13 protein-coding genes and 1 pseudogene are annotated in these 15577 nt (G+C 65.0%); 4 read left to right on the forward strand and 10 right to left on the reverse strand.

Features of this window, described 5'->3' with window-relative positions; genetic code table 11:
• Positions 1–124 precede the first annotated feature (124 nt).
• A complete protein-coding gene (locus ACTWP6_RS28285; protein WP_443189426.1) occupies positions 125–1672 on the forward strand; it encodes a GMC family oxidoreductase in 1548 nt (515 codons plus the stop codon).
• 78 nt (positions 1673–1750) lie between these two features.
• On the opposite strand, the gene ACTWP6_RS28290 is transcribed toward ACTWP6_RS28285, so the two are convergent.
• From ACTWP6_RS28290 to ACTWP6_RS28335, 10 genes are read right to left on the reverse strand one after another with little or no spacing between them, the layout of a single operon-like run.
• The gene (locus tag ACTWP6_RS28290) at positions 1751–3454 is read right to left on the reverse strand and encodes an FAD-dependent oxidoreductase (protein ID WP_443189415.1); all 1704 of its coding nucleotides are present in this window, start codon (positions 3452–3454) and stop codon (positions 1751–1753) included.
• Positions 3432–3689, reverse strand: a complete 258-nt coding sequence (locus ACTWP6_RS28295) for a UBP-type zinc finger domain-containing protein (protein WP_443189416.1) — start codon at positions 3687–3689, stop codon at positions 3432–3434. Before ACTWP6_RS28295 ends, ACTWP6_RS28290 begins: the two co-directional genes overlap by 23 nt.
• Positions 3686–4138, reverse strand: coding sequence for a thioredoxin (gene trxA, locus ACTWP6_RS28300; RefSeq protein ID WP_443189417.1), 453 nt, complete (start codon positions 4136–4138; stop codon positions 3686–3688). The genes ACTWP6_RS28295 and trxA overlap by 4 nt, the downstream gene beginning before the upstream one ends.
• Before the next feature lie 13 nt (positions 4139–4151).
• Positions 4152–6776, reverse strand: coding sequence for an ATP-dependent chaperone ClpB (gene clpB, locus ACTWP6_RS28305; RefSeq protein ID WP_443189418.1), 2625 nt, complete (start codon positions 6774–6776; stop codon positions 4152–4154).
• Complete coding sequence (locus ACTWP6_RS28310; protein ID WP_443189427.1) at positions 6758–7021, reverse strand: chaperone modulator CbpM; 264 nt, start codon at positions 7019–7021, stop codon at positions 6758–6760. The genes clpB and ACTWP6_RS28310 overlap by 19 nt, the downstream gene beginning before the upstream one ends.
• A gap of 56 nt (positions 7022–7077) precedes the next feature.
• Positions 7078–8001, reverse strand: a complete 924-nt coding sequence (locus tag ACTWP6_RS28315; RefSeq protein ID WP_443189419.1) for a DnaJ C-terminal domain-containing protein — start codon at positions 7999–8001, stop codon at positions 7078–7080.
• A 7-nt stretch (positions 8002–8008) separates the two neighbouring features.
• Complete coding sequence (locus ACTWP6_RS28320) at positions 8009–8533, reverse strand: nucleotide exchange factor GrpE (protein WP_443189420.1); 525 nt, start codon at positions 8531–8533, stop codon at positions 8009–8011.
• Positions 8534–8536: 3 nt separating this feature from the next.
• Positions 8537–10420, reverse strand: coding sequence for a molecular chaperone DnaK (dnaK, locus tag ACTWP6_RS28325; protein ID WP_443189421.1), 1884 nt, complete (start codon positions 10418–10420; stop codon positions 8537–8539).
• 3 nt (positions 10421–10423) lie between these two features.
• Complete coding sequence (locus ACTWP6_RS28330; protein ID WP_443189422.1) at positions 10424–10927, reverse strand: general stress protein; 504 nt, start codon at positions 10925–10927, stop codon at positions 10424–10426.
• Between the two features lie 10 nt (positions 10928–10937).
• A complete protein-coding gene (locus tag ACTWP6_RS28335) occupies positions 10938–11342 on the reverse strand; it encodes a hypothetical protein (RefSeq protein ID WP_443189423.1) in 405 nt (134 codons plus the stop codon).
• A gap of 79 nt (positions 11343–11421) precedes the next feature.
• Between ACTWP6_RS28335 and ACTWP6_RS28340 the strand changes: the two genes are divergently transcribed.
• The 3 genes and pseudogenes from ACTWP6_RS28340 to ACTWP6_RS28350 form a co-directional block, all read left to right on the forward strand.
• On the forward strand, positions 11422–13065 hold the full coding sequence (locus tag ACTWP6_RS28340; protein ID WP_443189424.1) for a PucR family transcriptional regulator: 1644 nt from the start codon (positions 11422–11424) through the stop codon (positions 13063–13065).
• Between the two features lie 188 nt (positions 13066–13253).
• A complete protein-coding gene (locus ACTWP6_RS28345) occupies positions 13254–14318 on the forward strand; it encodes a glycosyltransferase family 4 protein (RefSeq protein WP_443189425.1) in 1065 nt (354 codons plus the stop codon).
• Positions 14319–14372: 54 nt separating this feature from the next.
• Positions 14373–15446, forward strand: a pseudogene (locus tag ACTWP6_RS28350) (IS1634 family transposase); the annotation flags it as partial.
• Positions 15447–15577 lie beyond the last annotated feature (131 nt).

A 15577-nucleotide genomic window follows, 5' to 3' on the forward strand; every position in this document is an offset into this window, starting at 1 on the left:
CCAGCGCGGGGTCCGTTCGTGGGCACGCTGATGATGCAGACGACCGCCGTCCCCGACCCGGGATTTCGACAACTTCAATGACGATCACCCCCGCCGTGGTCGTCACACAGAGGGACGGTCAACAATCAAGGTGCCGGTGGGCTATCTGTACACCATTGCCAACCCCCGCACCGACTGGTGCTTCACCACTGAACCCGACCCAGGTCTGGCCGGCCGCAGCATCATCTACGCGCGTGGCCGCGTCCTCGGCGGCTGCTCGTCGATCAACGCCATGATCCACATGCGCGGGCAGGCCAGCGATTACGAACTGTGGGCGCAGGCCACCGGCGACGAGCGATGGCTGTGGGGCGGCCCGGACCGACCCGGCGAGACACTGGAAATCTACAAACAGCTGGAAGACTACTTCGGCGGAGCCGACGACTGGCACGGCGCCGGTGGGGAGATCCGGGTCGAGCGGCCGCGCGTGCGCTGGAAGATCCTGGACGCCTGGCAGGCCGCCGCCGCCCAGTTGGGCATCTCCCCGATCGATGAGTTCAACCGCGGCGACAATTCCGGCAGTGCGTATTTTCATGTCAATCAGCGGCGTGGCCGGCGCTGGTCGATGGCCGACGCGTTCCTGCACCCTGTCACCCACCGCGCCAATCTCACCGTCTACACACAGACCCAGGCCTTACAGCTGCTGATGGACGATCAGGTTCGCGACCATCAGCGTCGCGGTGCCTGGACCACCGCGCAGCACCGCGTCACCGGTGTGCGGCTGCTCAAAGACGGCCAGATCGTCGACGTGCGGGCCCGCCGGGAGGTGATCCTGAGCGCCGGCGCCATCGGCTCGCCGCACCTGATGCAGGTCTCGGGTCTGGGCCCGGCCGGGCTGCTCGCCCAGCATCACGTGCCGGTGGTCGTCGATCTGCCCGGTGTCGGTGAAAACCTCCAGGACCATCTGCAGCTTCGAACTGTCTACCGTGTCCGGGGCGCGCGCACCGTCAACACGCTGTATCGGAATTGGATCACCCGTGCCGGCATGGGAATCCAGTACCTGCTGCTGCGGTCAGGACCCCTCACGATGCCGCCGTCCACGCTGGGGGCCTTCGCCAAGAGCGACCCCGCGCTGGCCAGCCCTGATCTGGAGTGGCATGTGCAGCCCTTATCTCTGCCGAAATTCGGCGAACCGCTGCACCCTTATGGAGCCATCACTCCCTCGGTCTGCAATCTGCGCCCCACCTCGCGTGGCCACGTGCGAATGGCCGATGCGGATCCGCTGACCCACCCGAAGATCTCCTGCAACTACCTGTCCACTGACGCCGATCGTGAAGCCGCCGTACGGGGCCTGCGGATGACCCGCCAGATCATGGCGGCGCCCGCCCTGGCCCGCTACCGCCCGGAAGAGATGCTCCCCGGCCCGCGACTGACGAGCGACGAAGACCTCCAGGTGGCAGCCGGTGAACTGGGCACCACCATCTTTCACCCGGTGGGCACCTGCGCCATGGGTGCCTTCGACATGCGCGGTCAGCCGCGGTCGGCCACCGCCGTGCTCGACTCCGACTGCCGCGTGTTCCGCGTCGCCGGACTTCGAGTGGTCGATGCTTCGGCGATGCCCACCATCACTTCTGGCAACACCAACGCGCCGGTCATGCTGGTCGCCGAGCGCGCAGCGCGGGCGATCCTGACATGAGTCGGCAGACTGTGCGCGTGTCCTGACTGCACCACCCGCGCCGAACTCGCCGTCTTCGTCGGCCGGTGCGCCGTGCGACTAGGCCAACAGGTACTGCTCGACGAGTCGGACGGCTATCGATCCCTCACCCACCGCCGACGCTACCCGCTTCACCGAGCCGCTGCGAACGTCACCGGCGGCGAAAATGCCGGCGCGGCTGGTTTCAAGCATCATCGGTTCACGATCGATGCGCAGTCCTGCTCGGTCGTCAGGTGAGTACATCGCTGCTGAACCGGTCGCGATGAAGCCGTGGTCATCGAGCGATACAACTCCGTGTAGCCACTCTGTATTGGGTGCCGCGCCGATGAAGACGAACAGCGCCGTGGTGTCGATGCGACGCTGCTCACCCGTCTGGTTGTCCTCCACGACAACCGTTTCGACCTGTTTTCGTCCGTGGACTTCGCGGACCTCGGTATGCAAGCAGACCTTTATCCGGGGTTGTTGTTGGATCCGGTCGATCAGGTAGCGGGACATGTCCTTGGCAATGTCGCCGCTACGGATTAGCAGATACACGCGAGAAATACGAGATGCCAGAAACACTGCGGCCTGCCCCGCGGAATTCCCTCCTCCGACGATCACCACCGGGCCGGCGCCACATAGCAACGCCTCCTGGAAGGTGGCGGCGTAGTAGACCCCGTTTCCCTCGAACCTCTCGATTCCGGACACGGCGAGCTTGCGATATCGGGCTCCCGTCGCCAGTACGACGGCCCTGCCGACGACGAACGTGCCGTCGCCAAGACATACCAGGTGCTGACCGCCATCGGATTCCAGACGTCGTGCCTCCGCCGAGATCATCAGGTCCGCACCGAACTTCTTGGCCTGGATCAAGGCCCTTTCGGCAAGCTCGGCTCCGGACAGTCCACTGGGGAAGCCGAGATAGTTCTCGATCCTCGACGAGGTGCCGGCCTGGCCGCCTGTGGCGATCGCTTCGGCCGCGGCGGTGGTGAGCCCGTCCGAAGAGCCGTACACCGCCGCCGCCAGACCGGCCGGGCCGGCACCGATGACGATGAGGTCGCGTTCGTCGTGGATGACGTCGGGCACCGGCAGGCCCACCCGCCGGGCCAGTTCGCTGTTGGGCGGGTTGCGAAGGACCTCGTCACCCCAGATCACGACCGGGGTGTCTTGCGGCGCTACCCCGTACCGCCGCAGCAGGCATTCAGTGTCCTTCTCTTGTTCGAGATCGAGCCAGCGGTGCGGCAGTCTGTTTCGGGCAGCGAACTCCCGCAACCGCGTGGTGTCGGGCGAATAGCAGGATCCGATGATCCAGAAGCCGGTGCCCTCTTCGATGAGCATGGTGCGCCGGATCAGGAAGGCCCGAAGGATCAGGTCGCTGAGCACGGGATTCTGAGCCACGAGGGTGCGTACCAACTGTGCCGCGACGACGAGGACTTCACCGGCTTCTGCGACTTGCGCGGTATAGAACGCGGCCTGACCTTCGAGGTCACCGAGTTCACCGAGGAACCGCCCCGGACCGTGGACCCGGAGCGTCCGTTGTTCGCCTAATGGGTCGAGGGCGGTGACAGCGACTTTTCCCGACAGGATGACGTAGAAATTGTCCGTTCGCGTGCCTTCGCGCACCAGGATCTCGCCGGGCGCTACGGCCCGCCTCTCCCCGCCCGCCTCGAGGGTGGCGATCTGCATCTCGCTCAGCCGCGGGTACGCACCGTAGATGTCCGGGGTTTCCTGTAGCTCCGCGGATACTCGCTCGGATGTAGGCGCCTCACACATAATTGTCGTGGACATAGCACCAGCGCCAAGCGGCCTCCATGGCGGCCACGATCGGATGGCCGATGGTGTACGCGTGTCCCCTTGCGTGACGCATGGGCGACGAATCACAGCAGCCCACGTGTCCGCAGGTCAGACAGAGCCGCAGGTGTACCCACGGCGTCCCGAGTCGCAGGCATTCCTCACATCCCGCTGTGCGCGGTTCCACCTGCCGAATCGCTGCAATATCCGGGTCGGTGCGTATCGACGTCATTGTTCACCGTTCTTCGTGCTGTGTGCTGCAAGCGCGTGGTCCAGCCAAGACCGAAGGGCCGCCACAGGTGCGGCTCCGGATTGGCGGGCCACCACCTCGCCGTGGTCGACAACGAGCAGGGTCGGTACCGCTTGCACAGAGAACCGTTGTGAGATGGCGGGCGCCTTGTCGACGTCGACCTTGACCAATTTGAGTTGGCCGGCCCGTTCCGTGGCGATTTTCTCCAGAGCCGGACTCACCATCCGGCACGGTCCGCACCACGTCGCCCAGAGGTCGACAAGTACAGGGACATCGGCCTTCTCGACGACTTCTGCGTAATTCTGGTCACCGGCGTCGACGATCCACGGCAGCCAGTGATGGCAGTGACCGCAGCGTGGCTTGCCGTCGGCGGCCGCGGCCACCCGGTTGCGTTTACCGCAGTTCGGGCACGTCACGATATTCGATTCCATGTTCTCGCCTTCGTCAGGCCACCATGGCGGACTCGGAGTAGGTGACGGACAACTCGCCGTTGTCGACCGCGATGCGAATGATGCCGCCGGCCTGGACCTCGCCCTTGAGCAGTGCGCGTCCGATCTTCGTCTCGACCTCGTGCGCGATGTAGCGACGCAGAGGACGCGCGCCGTACACCGGGTCATAGCCGTGCTCGGCGATCAGCCGACTGGCCTCCGGCGTGATATCGAGCTGAATCTGCCTGTCCGCCAACCGCTTCCTCAGATCCTCGAGCTGAAGCTGGACGATGCGCTCGATCTGTGAAATAGCCAGCGGCGTGAACAGCACGATGTCGTCGACGCGGTTGAGGAACTCGGGGCGGAAATGACCCCGCAACTCGGCCATCACGCGTTCCCTTGCGTCCGGCTTTATCTCGCCGTCGCCCGTTACGCCGTCGAACAGATAATGCGACCCGATGTTCGACGTCATGATGATCACCGTGTTGCGGAAGTCGACCTGGCGACCCTGCGCATCGGTGAGCCTACCGTCGTCGAGCACCTGCAGCAGCGTGTTGAACACGTCGGGGTGCGCCTTCTCGATCTCGTCGAACAGCACAACTGAGTAAGGCTTACGCCGCACCGCTTCGGTGAGCTGGCCGCCCTCGTCATAGCCCACATATCCCGGCGGCGCGCCGACCAACCGGCTGACCGTGTGCCGCTCCTGGTATTCGCTCATGTCGAGCCGGACCATGTTGTCTTCGCTGTCGAAGAGCGCTGCGGCAAGGGTTTTCGCGAGTTCGGTCTTGCCGACACCCGTTGGACCCAGAAAGATGAACGATCCGATCGGGCGCCGCGGGTCGCGAATTCCGGACCTGGCGCGGATCACCGCGTCCGCCACCAGCTGGACGGCCTCGTCCTGACCGATCACCCTTTCGTGCAGTATCTCGTCGAGTCGAAGCAGCTTCTCGCGTTCGCCCTCCTGCAGCCGCGACACCGGGATGCCGGTCCACGCGGAGACGATTTCGGCGATCTCGTCCTCGGTGACGACTTCGCGCAGCAGCGGCCGGTGGCCCTGCTTGGACCTCAACTGCTCCTCGGCGGCCTGCAATTTGCGTTCCAATTCCCGCATTTCGCCATAGCGCAGCTCCGCGGCGCGATTGAGGTCATAGTTGCGCTCTGCCTCTTCGGCCTCGCGTCGCAACTGCTCCAGTCGCTCACGCAGTTCCTGGACGCGTTTGATCGCCTGCCGCTCGGCGTCCCACTGCGCGTGCATGGCATCGGCCTCCGCGCGCAGGTCAGCCAGCTCCTTTCGAAGCTCTTCCAGCCGAGTTTTGCTGACCGGGTCGTCCTCCTTCGACAACGCGGCCTCCTCGATCTCCAGCCTGGTCACACGCCGGGTGATCTCATCGAGCTCGGCCGGCATGGAATCGATTTCGGTACGCAGCCGGGCGCATGCCTCATCGACGAGATCGATCGCCTTGTCGGGCAGGAACCGGTCGGTGATATAGCGGTGCGACAGCGTGGCGGCGGCCACCAGCGCTACATCCTGGATCTTGACGCCGTGGAAGACCTCCAGGCGCTCACGCAGTCCACGCAGGATCGAGATGGTGTCTTCGACGTCGGGCTCATCGACGAGGACAGTTTGGAAGCGGCGCTCCAACGCGGCGTCGTTTTCGATGTGCTTGCGGTACTCGTCGAGAGTGGTTGCGCCGATCATGTGCAACTCACCGCGGGCGAGCATGGGTTTGAGCATGTTTCCCGCGTCCAGGGAACCTTCTGTCGCCCCTGCACCGACCACGGTGTGCAACTCGTCGACGAACAGCAGAATGCGGCCCTCCCCCGCCTTCACCTCGGACAGCACCGCCTGCAGGCGTTCCTCGAATTCGCCGCGATACTTCGCCCCTGCCACCAACGAGCCCATGTCCAGGGAGAAGATGGTCTTGTCCCGCAGACCTTCCGGAACGTCGCCGCGCACGATTCGCTGCGCGAGACCCTCGACGATGGCCGTCTTGCCGACGCCGGGGTCACCGATCAGCACCGGATTGTTCTTGGTCTTGCGACTCAGAATCTGGATCACCCTGCGAATTTCGGCATCCCGGCCGATCACCGGGTCGAGTTTGCCTGACTGGGCCTCGGTGACCAGGTCACGCCCGTACTTCGCCAGGGCCTCGTAGGAGCCCTCCGGGGTCGCCGACGTCACCCGCTGGTTTCCACGCACTCTGGTCAGCGCCGACAGGAACGAGTCGCGAGTCACACCGTGGCTCGCGAGTATTCGGCCCGCGGCCGTCGATGTGCCCTCCTCGGCGAGCGCCATCACGAGGTGCTCGACGGAGACATATTCATCCTTGAGCCGCTTGGCTTCCCGCTCGGCGGCTTCCAGCACCTTCGCCAAGCGGCGGGTGACCGAGACCTGGCCCGGCGTCGCGCCGGGACCGCTGACCTTCGGTCTGCGCTCCAGTTCGCGCTGAAGGTCTGCGCGCAATGCCGCGACCTCGACATCGGCGGCGGTCAGCAGGCGCGGCACCAAGCCCTCTGGTTGGTCGATCAGCGCCGCCAGCAAGTGCTCACCGTCGACTTCGGTGTGGCCCATCCGGGTCGCGATGTTCTGCGCCTCCTGCAGCGCCTCCTGCGATTTCTGCGTCAGACTGTTGATGTCCACAGCACTGTCCTTCCTCGGCGAGACGCCGACTCGAGTTCCTCGATCCGGGCGAGCAGGTCGAGGACCAGTCCGATCGCCGCGTAGTTGAGGCCTAAACCGGTTCGTAGGCGTTGAATCCGGGCGACCACGGCCACCGCGGACGGGTCGAACCATGGCTCGCCATGGGCATCCGGTCTGCACGGCAGCAGGCCGAGAGCGACCAGCCGGCGAACCATGTCCGGGTGCAGGCCACATCGGCGCGCCATCTGGTCAAGCGACAACTGCGGCCGCCGCACCAACACATAACCTGGCGCCGTCACCGTCACCTCCTCGGGTCGAACGTGGACTCCGCGGCCAGCTGCTCGAACAGTTCCCGTTCCCGCGCGGTCGGTTTGGATGGCACCATGATCTTGATTTCGGCGTACAGGTCGCCTGGCTTGCCCTTCGGGTTGGGCATCCCCTCCCCGCGCAGACGCAGCCGCCTGCCGGTGGAGGAGCCAGGAGGTACCTTCACTTTCGCCTCGCCGCCCGGTGTTCTCATCGCGACCGTGGCGCCGAGCACCGCTTCCCACGGCGACACCGGCAGGTCGGCGATGATGTCGCGCCCCTCCAACCGGAAGCGCTTGTCCGGCTTGATGCGGACGACCAGGTACAGATCGCCTGGTGGGCCGTCGCCGCGGCCCCGCCCCCCCTCTCCGGCCAGCCGGATACGTTGTCCATCGACCACGCCGGCCGGAATGTTGACGGTGTAGGTGCGGTTGCCGAGGGAGATCTGCCGCTTACCCCCGCGATAGGCCTCCTCGACAGTAAGTTCGAGCTGAGCCTCCTGATCGGCACCCGGGATCGGCCCGAAGCCCCCACCGCCGGCGAATATGTCGCCGAAGAGGTCTTCGATGTTGATGCCCGCTCCCCCGCCGAAGCCTCCGGTGCTGTAGCGGACACGCCCGCCCCCCGGCGCCCCACCGAAGCCACCTCGGCCACCCATCCCGGCGCCGGCCCGCGCCTGCTCTTCCCAGTCGTCGGGGACATGCCGGAAATCGTCACCGAACCGGTCATACCGTTTGCGGGTCTCCGGGTCGGAAAGAACTTGGTAGGCCTCGTTGATCTCCTTGAACCTGTCCTCCGCACTGGGATCCTTGTTGACGTCGGGATGGAACTTGCGTGCCAACGAGCGGAATGCCTGCTGAATCTGGTCGGACGTGGCATCCCGGGACACCCCGAGCGCTTCGTAGTAATCGCGGGCCACTTAAAGGTCACTCCTCACGTCGGCTGACGACAACGGCCGCCGGCCGCAGCTGGTTGCTGCCCTCCCCATATCCCGGACGCAATACCTCAACGACAGTCCCGGGGGCGGTATTCGGCACGTCGATCATGCCGACCGCCTCATGACGCTTGGGGTCGAAAGGCACACCCGTCTGATCGTCACGCGGGTAACCGAGCTGGTCGAGTACCTTCACTGCCTGATCGAGAATCGTTCGGACGCCTTCTATTATCGCGTTGGACTGCCCGCCGTCGTGTGCGAGGGCACGCTCGAGATCGTCGACGACAGGCAGCCAGGCTCCGGCCACCTTCGATCGCTCGGTGGTTCGTTCGCGGTCTAGTTCGCGGGCGTAGCGCTTGCGAAGGTTGTCCAGATCGGCGACCGCACGCCGCCAGCGGTCTTCCAGTCGCGCCAGCTCGGCACTTGAGTCGGATTCGGCCGCGGGCGGTTCCGGCGCGGCTTGCGCCGCGCCGGAGCGCTCGTCCTCGGCAGTCGGATGTTCTTGCGGGCTGGCCATCGGCTAGCTCCGGTCGAACTCGGCATCGACAACGTCATCGTCAGCAGGCTGTGCCGCCTGCCCGTCGGCCTGTCCTTGGCCGTTGGCGTCCGCCCTCTGCGAGGGCTGCAAGCCATGCAGCATCTGTTGCAGTTCCGATGTCAACTGCTGAAGTCGGTCCAGCGGTGCCTCCTCGCTGATCGCCTGCCGTGCATCGGCGATGAGCATCTCGGCGCGGCCGCGGTCGTGCGGGGCGACGGATTCGCCGAGTTCGGCGAGCCGGCGCTCGACTTGATATGCGGCCGAATCGAGTTCGTTTCGTGCTTCGACGAGCCTGCGCAGTTCCTCGTCCTCGCGGCGGTGCGCCTCTGCTTCGCTGACCATTCGCTCGACCTCGCTCTGGTCGAGGTTGGATTGCTCGCTGATCGTGATGCTCTGCTCGGCTCCGGTGTCCTTGTCCCGCGCGGCGACGTTCAGGATGCCGTTGGCGTCGACGTCGAAGGTGACCTCGATCTGCGGCTCCCCGCGCGGTGCGGGCCGGATGTTCTCCAGTTTGAATCGACCGAGAGTCCGGTTGTCTCTGGCCAATTCACGCTCGCCCTGCAGCACAACAACGTCGACCGCGGGCTGATTGTCGGCGGCGGTGGTGAATACCTCGCTGCGCCGGGCGGGGATCGTGGTGTTGCGTTCGATGATCTTGGTCATCAGCCCACCCGCGGTCTCCACGCCCAGTGAGAGCGGTGTGACGTCGAGCAACAGGACGTCGGAGACCTCGCCCTTGAGCACCCCGGCCTGGATCGCGGCGCCCATCGCCACGACCTCGTCGGGGTTCACACTCATGTTGGGGTCCTTGCCGCCGGTGAGCCGGCGGACGAGAGCCTGGACGGCGGGGATACGCGTCGATCCGCCGACCAGGATCACCTCGTCTATGTCGTTCGCCGTGACCTTGGCGTCCGCCATCGCCTGCTTGACCGGCCCCATGGTGCGCTCGACCAGGTCGTGGGTGAGATCCTCGAATTTCGACCGGGTGATGGTCATCGTCAGATGCTTGGGCCCGTTGGCGTCGGCGGTGATGAACGGCAAGTTCACCTGCGTCTGCGTCACCGAGGACAGCTCGACCTTCGCTTTCTCTGCGGCTTCGAAGAGCCGTTGGAGTGCTTGCGGATCCGAGCGCAGGTCGATGTTGTTCTCACGCTTGAACTCGTCGGCGAAAAAGTCGACGAGCCTGCGGTCGAAGTCGTCTCCACCGAGATGAGAATCGCCGGCCGTCGCCCGGACCTCGACGACACCGTCGCCGACGTCCAGGAGGCTGACATCGAACGTGCCGCCGCCGAGATCGAACACCAGGACCGTTTCGTGGCCCTTCTTGTCCAACCCGTAGGCCAGCGCGGCGGCCGTCGGCTCGTTGATGATGCGCAGCACCTCCAGGCCGGCGATCCGGCCTGCGTCCTTGGTGGCGTTACGCTGAGCGTCGTTGAAGTACGCCGGTACGGTGATCACCGCTTCTGTGACCCGTTCACCGAGGAACTTGCCCGCGTCGTCGGCGAGCTTGCGAAGTACCAGGGCGCTGATCTCTTCCGGTGAATACAACTTGCCGCGGATATTGAAGCGCGCCTCGCCATTCGGGCCCTCGACGACGTCGAAGCTGACCGCCTTGGCTTCCTCCGAGATTTCATCGAAGCGGCGGCCTATGAATCGCTTCGCCGAATAGATGGTTCCCTTCGGGTTCATGATCGCCTGGCGCCGCGCCAGCTGGCCGACCAACCGTTCGCCGCTCTCGGTGAACGCGACCACCGAGGGGGTTGTGCGCGCACCTTCCGCGTTGGGTATGACGACGGGTTCGCCGCCCTGCCAGGCCGCGATCACCGAGTTGGTGGTGCCCAGATCAATGCCTACTGCCGTTGCCATGCTTCACTCCTTAGGATTGTCAGCCGTGGAGAGCAGCCGCAGTGCCTGGTCGGCCACCTCCACGTCCGCGACGAGGTCGTAGGACCTCGGGACCAGGCTAGATACAGCGTGAAAGTCGCGCCGACCGCGTTGCAGGGCGTGCACGAGCAGCCCCATCAAAGCCCCGACGATCGCACCGAAGATCACGCCATAGAGGGCCAGTAACAGGGCGGTGGTCAGTGGGTCGATCCAGCTGAAGATTCCGAACACCCAGCCGATGAGTGCCCCGACCAGGGCACCGGACGCCGCACCTCGCAGCGCGGCCCCTCCGTAATTGAGCCGGCCGAGAACTTGTTCGACATATTCCAGATCGCGGCCCACGATGGCGACCCGGTTGACCGGAAACCGCTGATCGGAAAGATAGTCGACGGCGCGCTCGGCGTCTGCGTAGTTGTCGAACGTGGCGATAACCTGGCGGGCGGGCTGATTGGGACGTACCGCCGATCTGCTGACTGTCGCATGTGCCATTACTGTCTCCTCACGCGTCCACGGCCTGTTGCTGCCCCGACCCGGGTTGTATGGTCTGCCGGCCTTCGTCGGCACTGTCGGTGGGCGCCGATTTCAACGCCGGCCTGTCCAGTTCTCGCAACGGATCGAACCGCATCAACAGCATTGGCCTCTCCCGAAATTCGCAGTGGTCGCTTTGATTGAGACCGCGATCGGCTCCGACTCTTGGCCGTACTTCGAACGCGTCCCGTGACAGAATTCTGGCAATCTCACCCCCGTCATCGCGTGCACCCGGCGAGCCGAAAAGTCCTCTGCCGATCTGTCCTCCCAGTACCAGCGCGGCACTGAGTGCGATTTCGTCGGGGATCCGTTTGGCTGAGCAGGATGTGGGTAGCCACGGTTTTGCCGCGTCATCGATTGAGTAGTAGCGCGTCATCGATTGAGTAGTAGTCGGGAGCGGCTGGTGAGGAGCAGCGGATGCCGGCTGATCGATTCATCCCTGCGGAGGTCGCAACATGACTGTCGCGTCGTCGGATGCAACCCCGACAGCCGAGGAGTTGGCCGCGCTTTCCACGCTCGCCTTCGGATGGGTCGATGATGTGACGACGTTGGGTGAAGCCGCTGCTGCGGTGCCCCGGCTCGGGCCGTGTCGCATCGAGGCCACATACAGGCTCGCCAATGGTTCCTGGCAACCGTTTCCCACCGGTCAACCCGAACGGCCCGACATCGATCGGCTGATCGCGGAGTCGGGCGGTGACGGCGCTGTCGGGATTCCCGGACGCGCGTGGGGGTGGGCGTTTCCCCTCCGGCCTCATGATGTGGTGGAGGGCTCCCTTGTCGTCAGCGCCGCCGAGCAACCCTCAACCGGTCATATCCATTTGTTGACGCTGCTGGCGCACCAGACGGGCGCCGCCCTGGCCCGTGGTGCAAATCATCGGCGAAACGCGCGGTGTACCGAGCAACTGGCCAAGGCGCACAGTGACCTCGCCGGCGCACAGAAGCGGTTGAGGATCCGGACGCGTGTTCACGAGACCATCGAGGCGGCGCTGGGAAGCGGCGAAGGCGAGCAAGCAATCACTGATGCGCTGCATGAATTGATCGGGCTCCCAATAGCTTTGGAGGACCGGTTCGGCAACCTCCGCAGCTGGTCCGGTCCAGGACGCCCGATGCCCTATCCGATGCCGGACCCGCAACGGCGTCAACGCCAACTTGCTGTGCTGGCCGAACGCCACCGTCCCACACGAATGAAGAACCGCGTGGATGTCCTCATCGTGCCACGCGGGGAGATCCTCGGCGTGTTGGCAATCGTCGACCCTGACAAGTTGGTAACCCAGGACCACCTGGTCGCCCTGCAGTTCGCGTGCACGCTGTTGGGCTACGAGTTGTCGCACCAGCGGAGCTTGGTGGACAGGGAGCTCTCCGTGCGCCGCGAATTCGTTGAGGACCTGCTCGCCGGCACCGACGACGACGGGGCCTTCGCCAGGTCGGAGGCACTGGGCCACGACCTCCGCCCTCCGCATTATGTGGTCGTCGTGCACAGCTCGGCCGCATCTGATTCCGTGGCCACTGGCGCCGGCCGCGCTGCCGCGGCGTTGCATCTGAACAAGCTGCAGGGACGTAGCGGCAAGCTGGTGGTGCTTCTGACCGAAGGCCGACCAGACCCGCAAGTGTTTTACCGCACGCTGAGCGAGTTGCTGGGGCGGCACACGTGCGCCATCGGCATCGGCTCGCGGTGCGATGCACCGTCGGAGTTCCCGAAGTCGTTCGCTGCGGCGAAACGAGCGCTGAATGTGCGACTGCATTCCGCGGTATCCGCCGGTGCATCGGCCTACGACGAACTCGGGTTCTACCGTCTCATCGACGTAGCCCATACGGGCGGAGCTGTCGAGGATTTCATCCGAGAATGGATCGGCGCCCTGCTGGAATACGACTCGACAAAAAAGTCGGAGCTCGTTCTCACGCTCAGTGAACACCTGGAAAGCGGTGGCAATTACGACGATACCGCCGAGGCCCTGCACATCCACCGCAGCACGCTACGCTACCGGCTGGCGCGCATCAGTGAACTGACCGGTTGCGACCTGCGCGATGCCAACACACGCTTCAATCTTCACGCCGCGACCCGGTCCTGGCGTTTCCTCTACCCCCAGCGCACACCCTAGTCGCGGCACCGGTCTACGGGGTCAGGCCACCGCTCGTGGTTTACGCTGGCAGGCCGACAGTGTGGCGCCTGTCGTAACGCCAAGGCGCACAGGGCAAGGAGCATTGATCCGGCGGTACTACGCTCTCCTGTGTTTTCTGCTCCGACGGGCTGGTGTCTTCGCAGGTAGCCGAAATCCACGATGGCGCCATGGGAATCGGTTCTCTGAAGATCGGCCTGCTGGCACCTCCGTGGGCCGCGGTGCCGCCATCGTCGTATGGCGGCACCGAAGCGGTCGTCTCGGAGCTGGCGGTCGGGCTGACTGCGGCCGGCCACGAGGTGATGCTCTACGCCACCGGCGACAGCACGGCCCCCGTACCCCTCGTGCGCGCCACGGCCAGTGCGACCTGGGACCGAATAGGCCACGGCGAAGTCGAGCTGCCACACGTGATGGGCGGTTACGAAGCGCTCACTGGGTGCGACATCATCCACGATCACACCCTTCTCGGACCGGCTTGGGCCCTTGCCAATGGTTGCGATCGTGTTGTCACCACCTGTCACGGCCCTTTCGGCGGCGAGCTCAGCGCGATATACCGCCGCTACGCCAAGCGGATACCGGTCGTCGCCGTCTCGCACAACCAGGCCCGACGAGCGCCGGAGGTGATGATCGACCGGGTGATCCACCACGGCCTCGATCCAACGGCCTACCCCGACGGCGACGGCGACGGCGGTTTTCTTCTGTTCCTCGGAAGAATGACAGCCGATAAGGGAGTTCGGCAGGCGGTGCTGGCCGCACGCGCAGCGGGCCGGCGTCTCATTGTGGCCGCCAAGGCTCGCGAGAAATCGGAGCAGGCGTACTACCACGACCAGATAGAGCCGTTGCTCGACGACAACGTCGAGTTCATCGGTGAAGTCGGCGGGCAGGACAAGCTGGCCCTTCTCGGTGAGGCGTCTGCGCTTCTCAATCCCATCCAATGGCCAGAACCCTTCGGGTTGGTGATGATCGAGGCACTGGCCTGCGGTACGCCGGTCATCGCCTGTCCGAACGGTGCGGCGCCCGAGATCGTCGATGACGGAGTCACCGGCTACCTGTGCAGCGGGAAAGACGCTCTCGTCCGCGCTATCTGCAACGTCGATCACCTCAGCCGACGGGCCTGCCGCGAGGCGGTGATCGAGCGGTTCTCAACCGCTCGCATGGTCAGCGATCACCTCGCGCTCCTGAGTTGGGTCACTTTGGTCAGTTTTGTAGGGTGGCGGTGTCTTGAGCTGGGGTGATGTCTCCGCTTAGTGCCCCTGCTAGGCACTAATTTGGGTCAGTAGGCTGCCTGGATGGTGTGGATTCGGCGGGTGCGCACGGCCTCGGGCGCGACCGCGGTCCAGATCGCCGAATCCGTCGATGGCCGCCGCCGGATCGTGCGCCATGTGGGCTCTGCGCGTGATGACGCCGAGCTGGGTCTGCTGCTCGAGGAGGCCCGCCGGCTGTTGGCCGATGACACCCAAGGCGAGTTGGATCTGGGGATCACGCCGAAAGCCGTTCGGGCCCATATGGTTCCACCGCCAGCTGGCATGCTGTTCACCGAGGATGGTGGAGAATCCGCAGTACGGGAGTTGGTGGTGCGGCCGCGGGTGCTCAAGAGCTGCAGCGGGCTGCTGTATGACGCCCTGGCGCAGGTGTATGCCAGCCTGGGGTTCGACGACGCGGTCGGCGATGAGGTCTTCCGTGACCTGGTCATCGCCCGGGTGGTCGAGCCGACCAGCCTGCTCGACGCCGATCGGGTCCTCGCCGAGCTGGGACGTACCTCAGCGTCACTGTCGACCCGCAAGCGCACCCTGCGCCGTGCCCGCGGTGGTGGTTACCGCGACCAGATCGCCGCAGCGTGTTTCGCCCACGCCCGCACCGCCGGTGATGTCAGCCTGGTGCTTTACGACGTCACGACCCTGTATTTCGAGGCCGACAAGGAAGACGACCTACGCCGCGTGGGGTACTCCAAGGAACGCCGAGTGGACCCGCAGATCGTGGTCGGGCTGCTGGTCGATCGGTGCGGATTCCCCTTGGAAATCGGCTGTTTCGAAGGAAACAAGGCCGAAACTCTGACGATCGTGCCGATCGTGAAGGCATTCCAAGCCCGCCACGAGATCACCGACATTGTCGTCGTCGCTGATGCGGGCATGCTGGCCAGCGGCAATCTGCGCGAACTTGATGAGGCAGGGTTGCGGTTCATCGTCGGATCGAGGGTTACCAAAGCGCCCAACGATCTGGCCTCGCACTTCCATTGGCACGGCGACTTCTTCACCGATGGCCAGATCATCGACACCATCACCCCACGCGATCGACGCGGCACCGCGACCAAGACCAGCGACCCCAAGCGCAAAGCCGAGCCCGTCTGGGATCCGGCGACCCACACCATGAACCGCCCCAGGTTCTCCGCCGCTTCTATACGGGTTGCGGCTCTCGGTTGAGGGTCGCGTAATGGGCTTGCTCGAACTCCACGGGGGTCATCATCTCAAGGCTGCTGTGCAGGCGCCTGGTGTTG

The organism is Mycobacterium sp. 4D054 (assembly GCF_052245755.1).
GTDB lineage: Bacteria > Actinomycetota > Actinomycetes > Mycobacteriales > Mycobacteriaceae > Mycobacterium.

Coding starts and splice junctions, on each gene's coding strand:
- ACTWP6_RS28290 (WP_443189415.1), bottom strand. CDS start 3,454: ATGTCCACGACAATTATGTGTGAGGCGCCTACATCCGAGCGAGTATCC.
- ACTWP6_RS28320 (WP_443189420.1), bottom strand. CDS start 8,533: ATGGCCAGCCCGCAAGAACATCCGACTGCCGAGGACGAGCGCTCCGGC.
- dnaK (WP_443189421.1), bottom strand. CDS start 10,420: ATGGCAACGGCAGTAGGCATTGATCTGGGCACCACCAACTCGGTGATC.
- ACTWP6_RS28340 (WP_443189424.1), top strand. CDS start 11,422: ATGACTGTCGCGTCGTCGGATGCAACCCCGACAGCCGAGGAGTTGGCC.
- trxA (WP_443189417.1), bottom strand. CDS start 4,138: ATGGAATCGAATATCGTGACGTGCCCGAACTGCGGTAAACGCAACCGG.
- ACTWP6_RS28335 (WP_443189423.1), bottom strand. CDS start 11,342: ATGACGCGCTACTACTCAATCGATGACGCGGCAAAACCGTGGCTACCC.
- ACTWP6_RS28345 (WP_443189425.1), top strand. CDS start 13,254: ATGGGAATCGGTTCTCTGAAGATCGGCCTGCTGGCACCTCCGTGGGCC.
- ACTWP6_RS28295 (WP_443189416.1), bottom strand. CDS start 3,689: ATGACGTCGATACGCACCGACCCGGATATTGCAGCGATTCGGCAGGTG.
- ACTWP6_RS28310 (WP_443189427.1), bottom strand. CDS start 7,021: ATGGCGCGCCGATGTGGCCTGCACCCGGACATGGTTCGCCGGCTGGTC.
- ACTWP6_RS28330 (WP_443189422.1), bottom strand. CDS start 10,927: ATGGCACATGCGACAGTCAGCAGATCGGCGGTACGTCCCAATCAGCCC.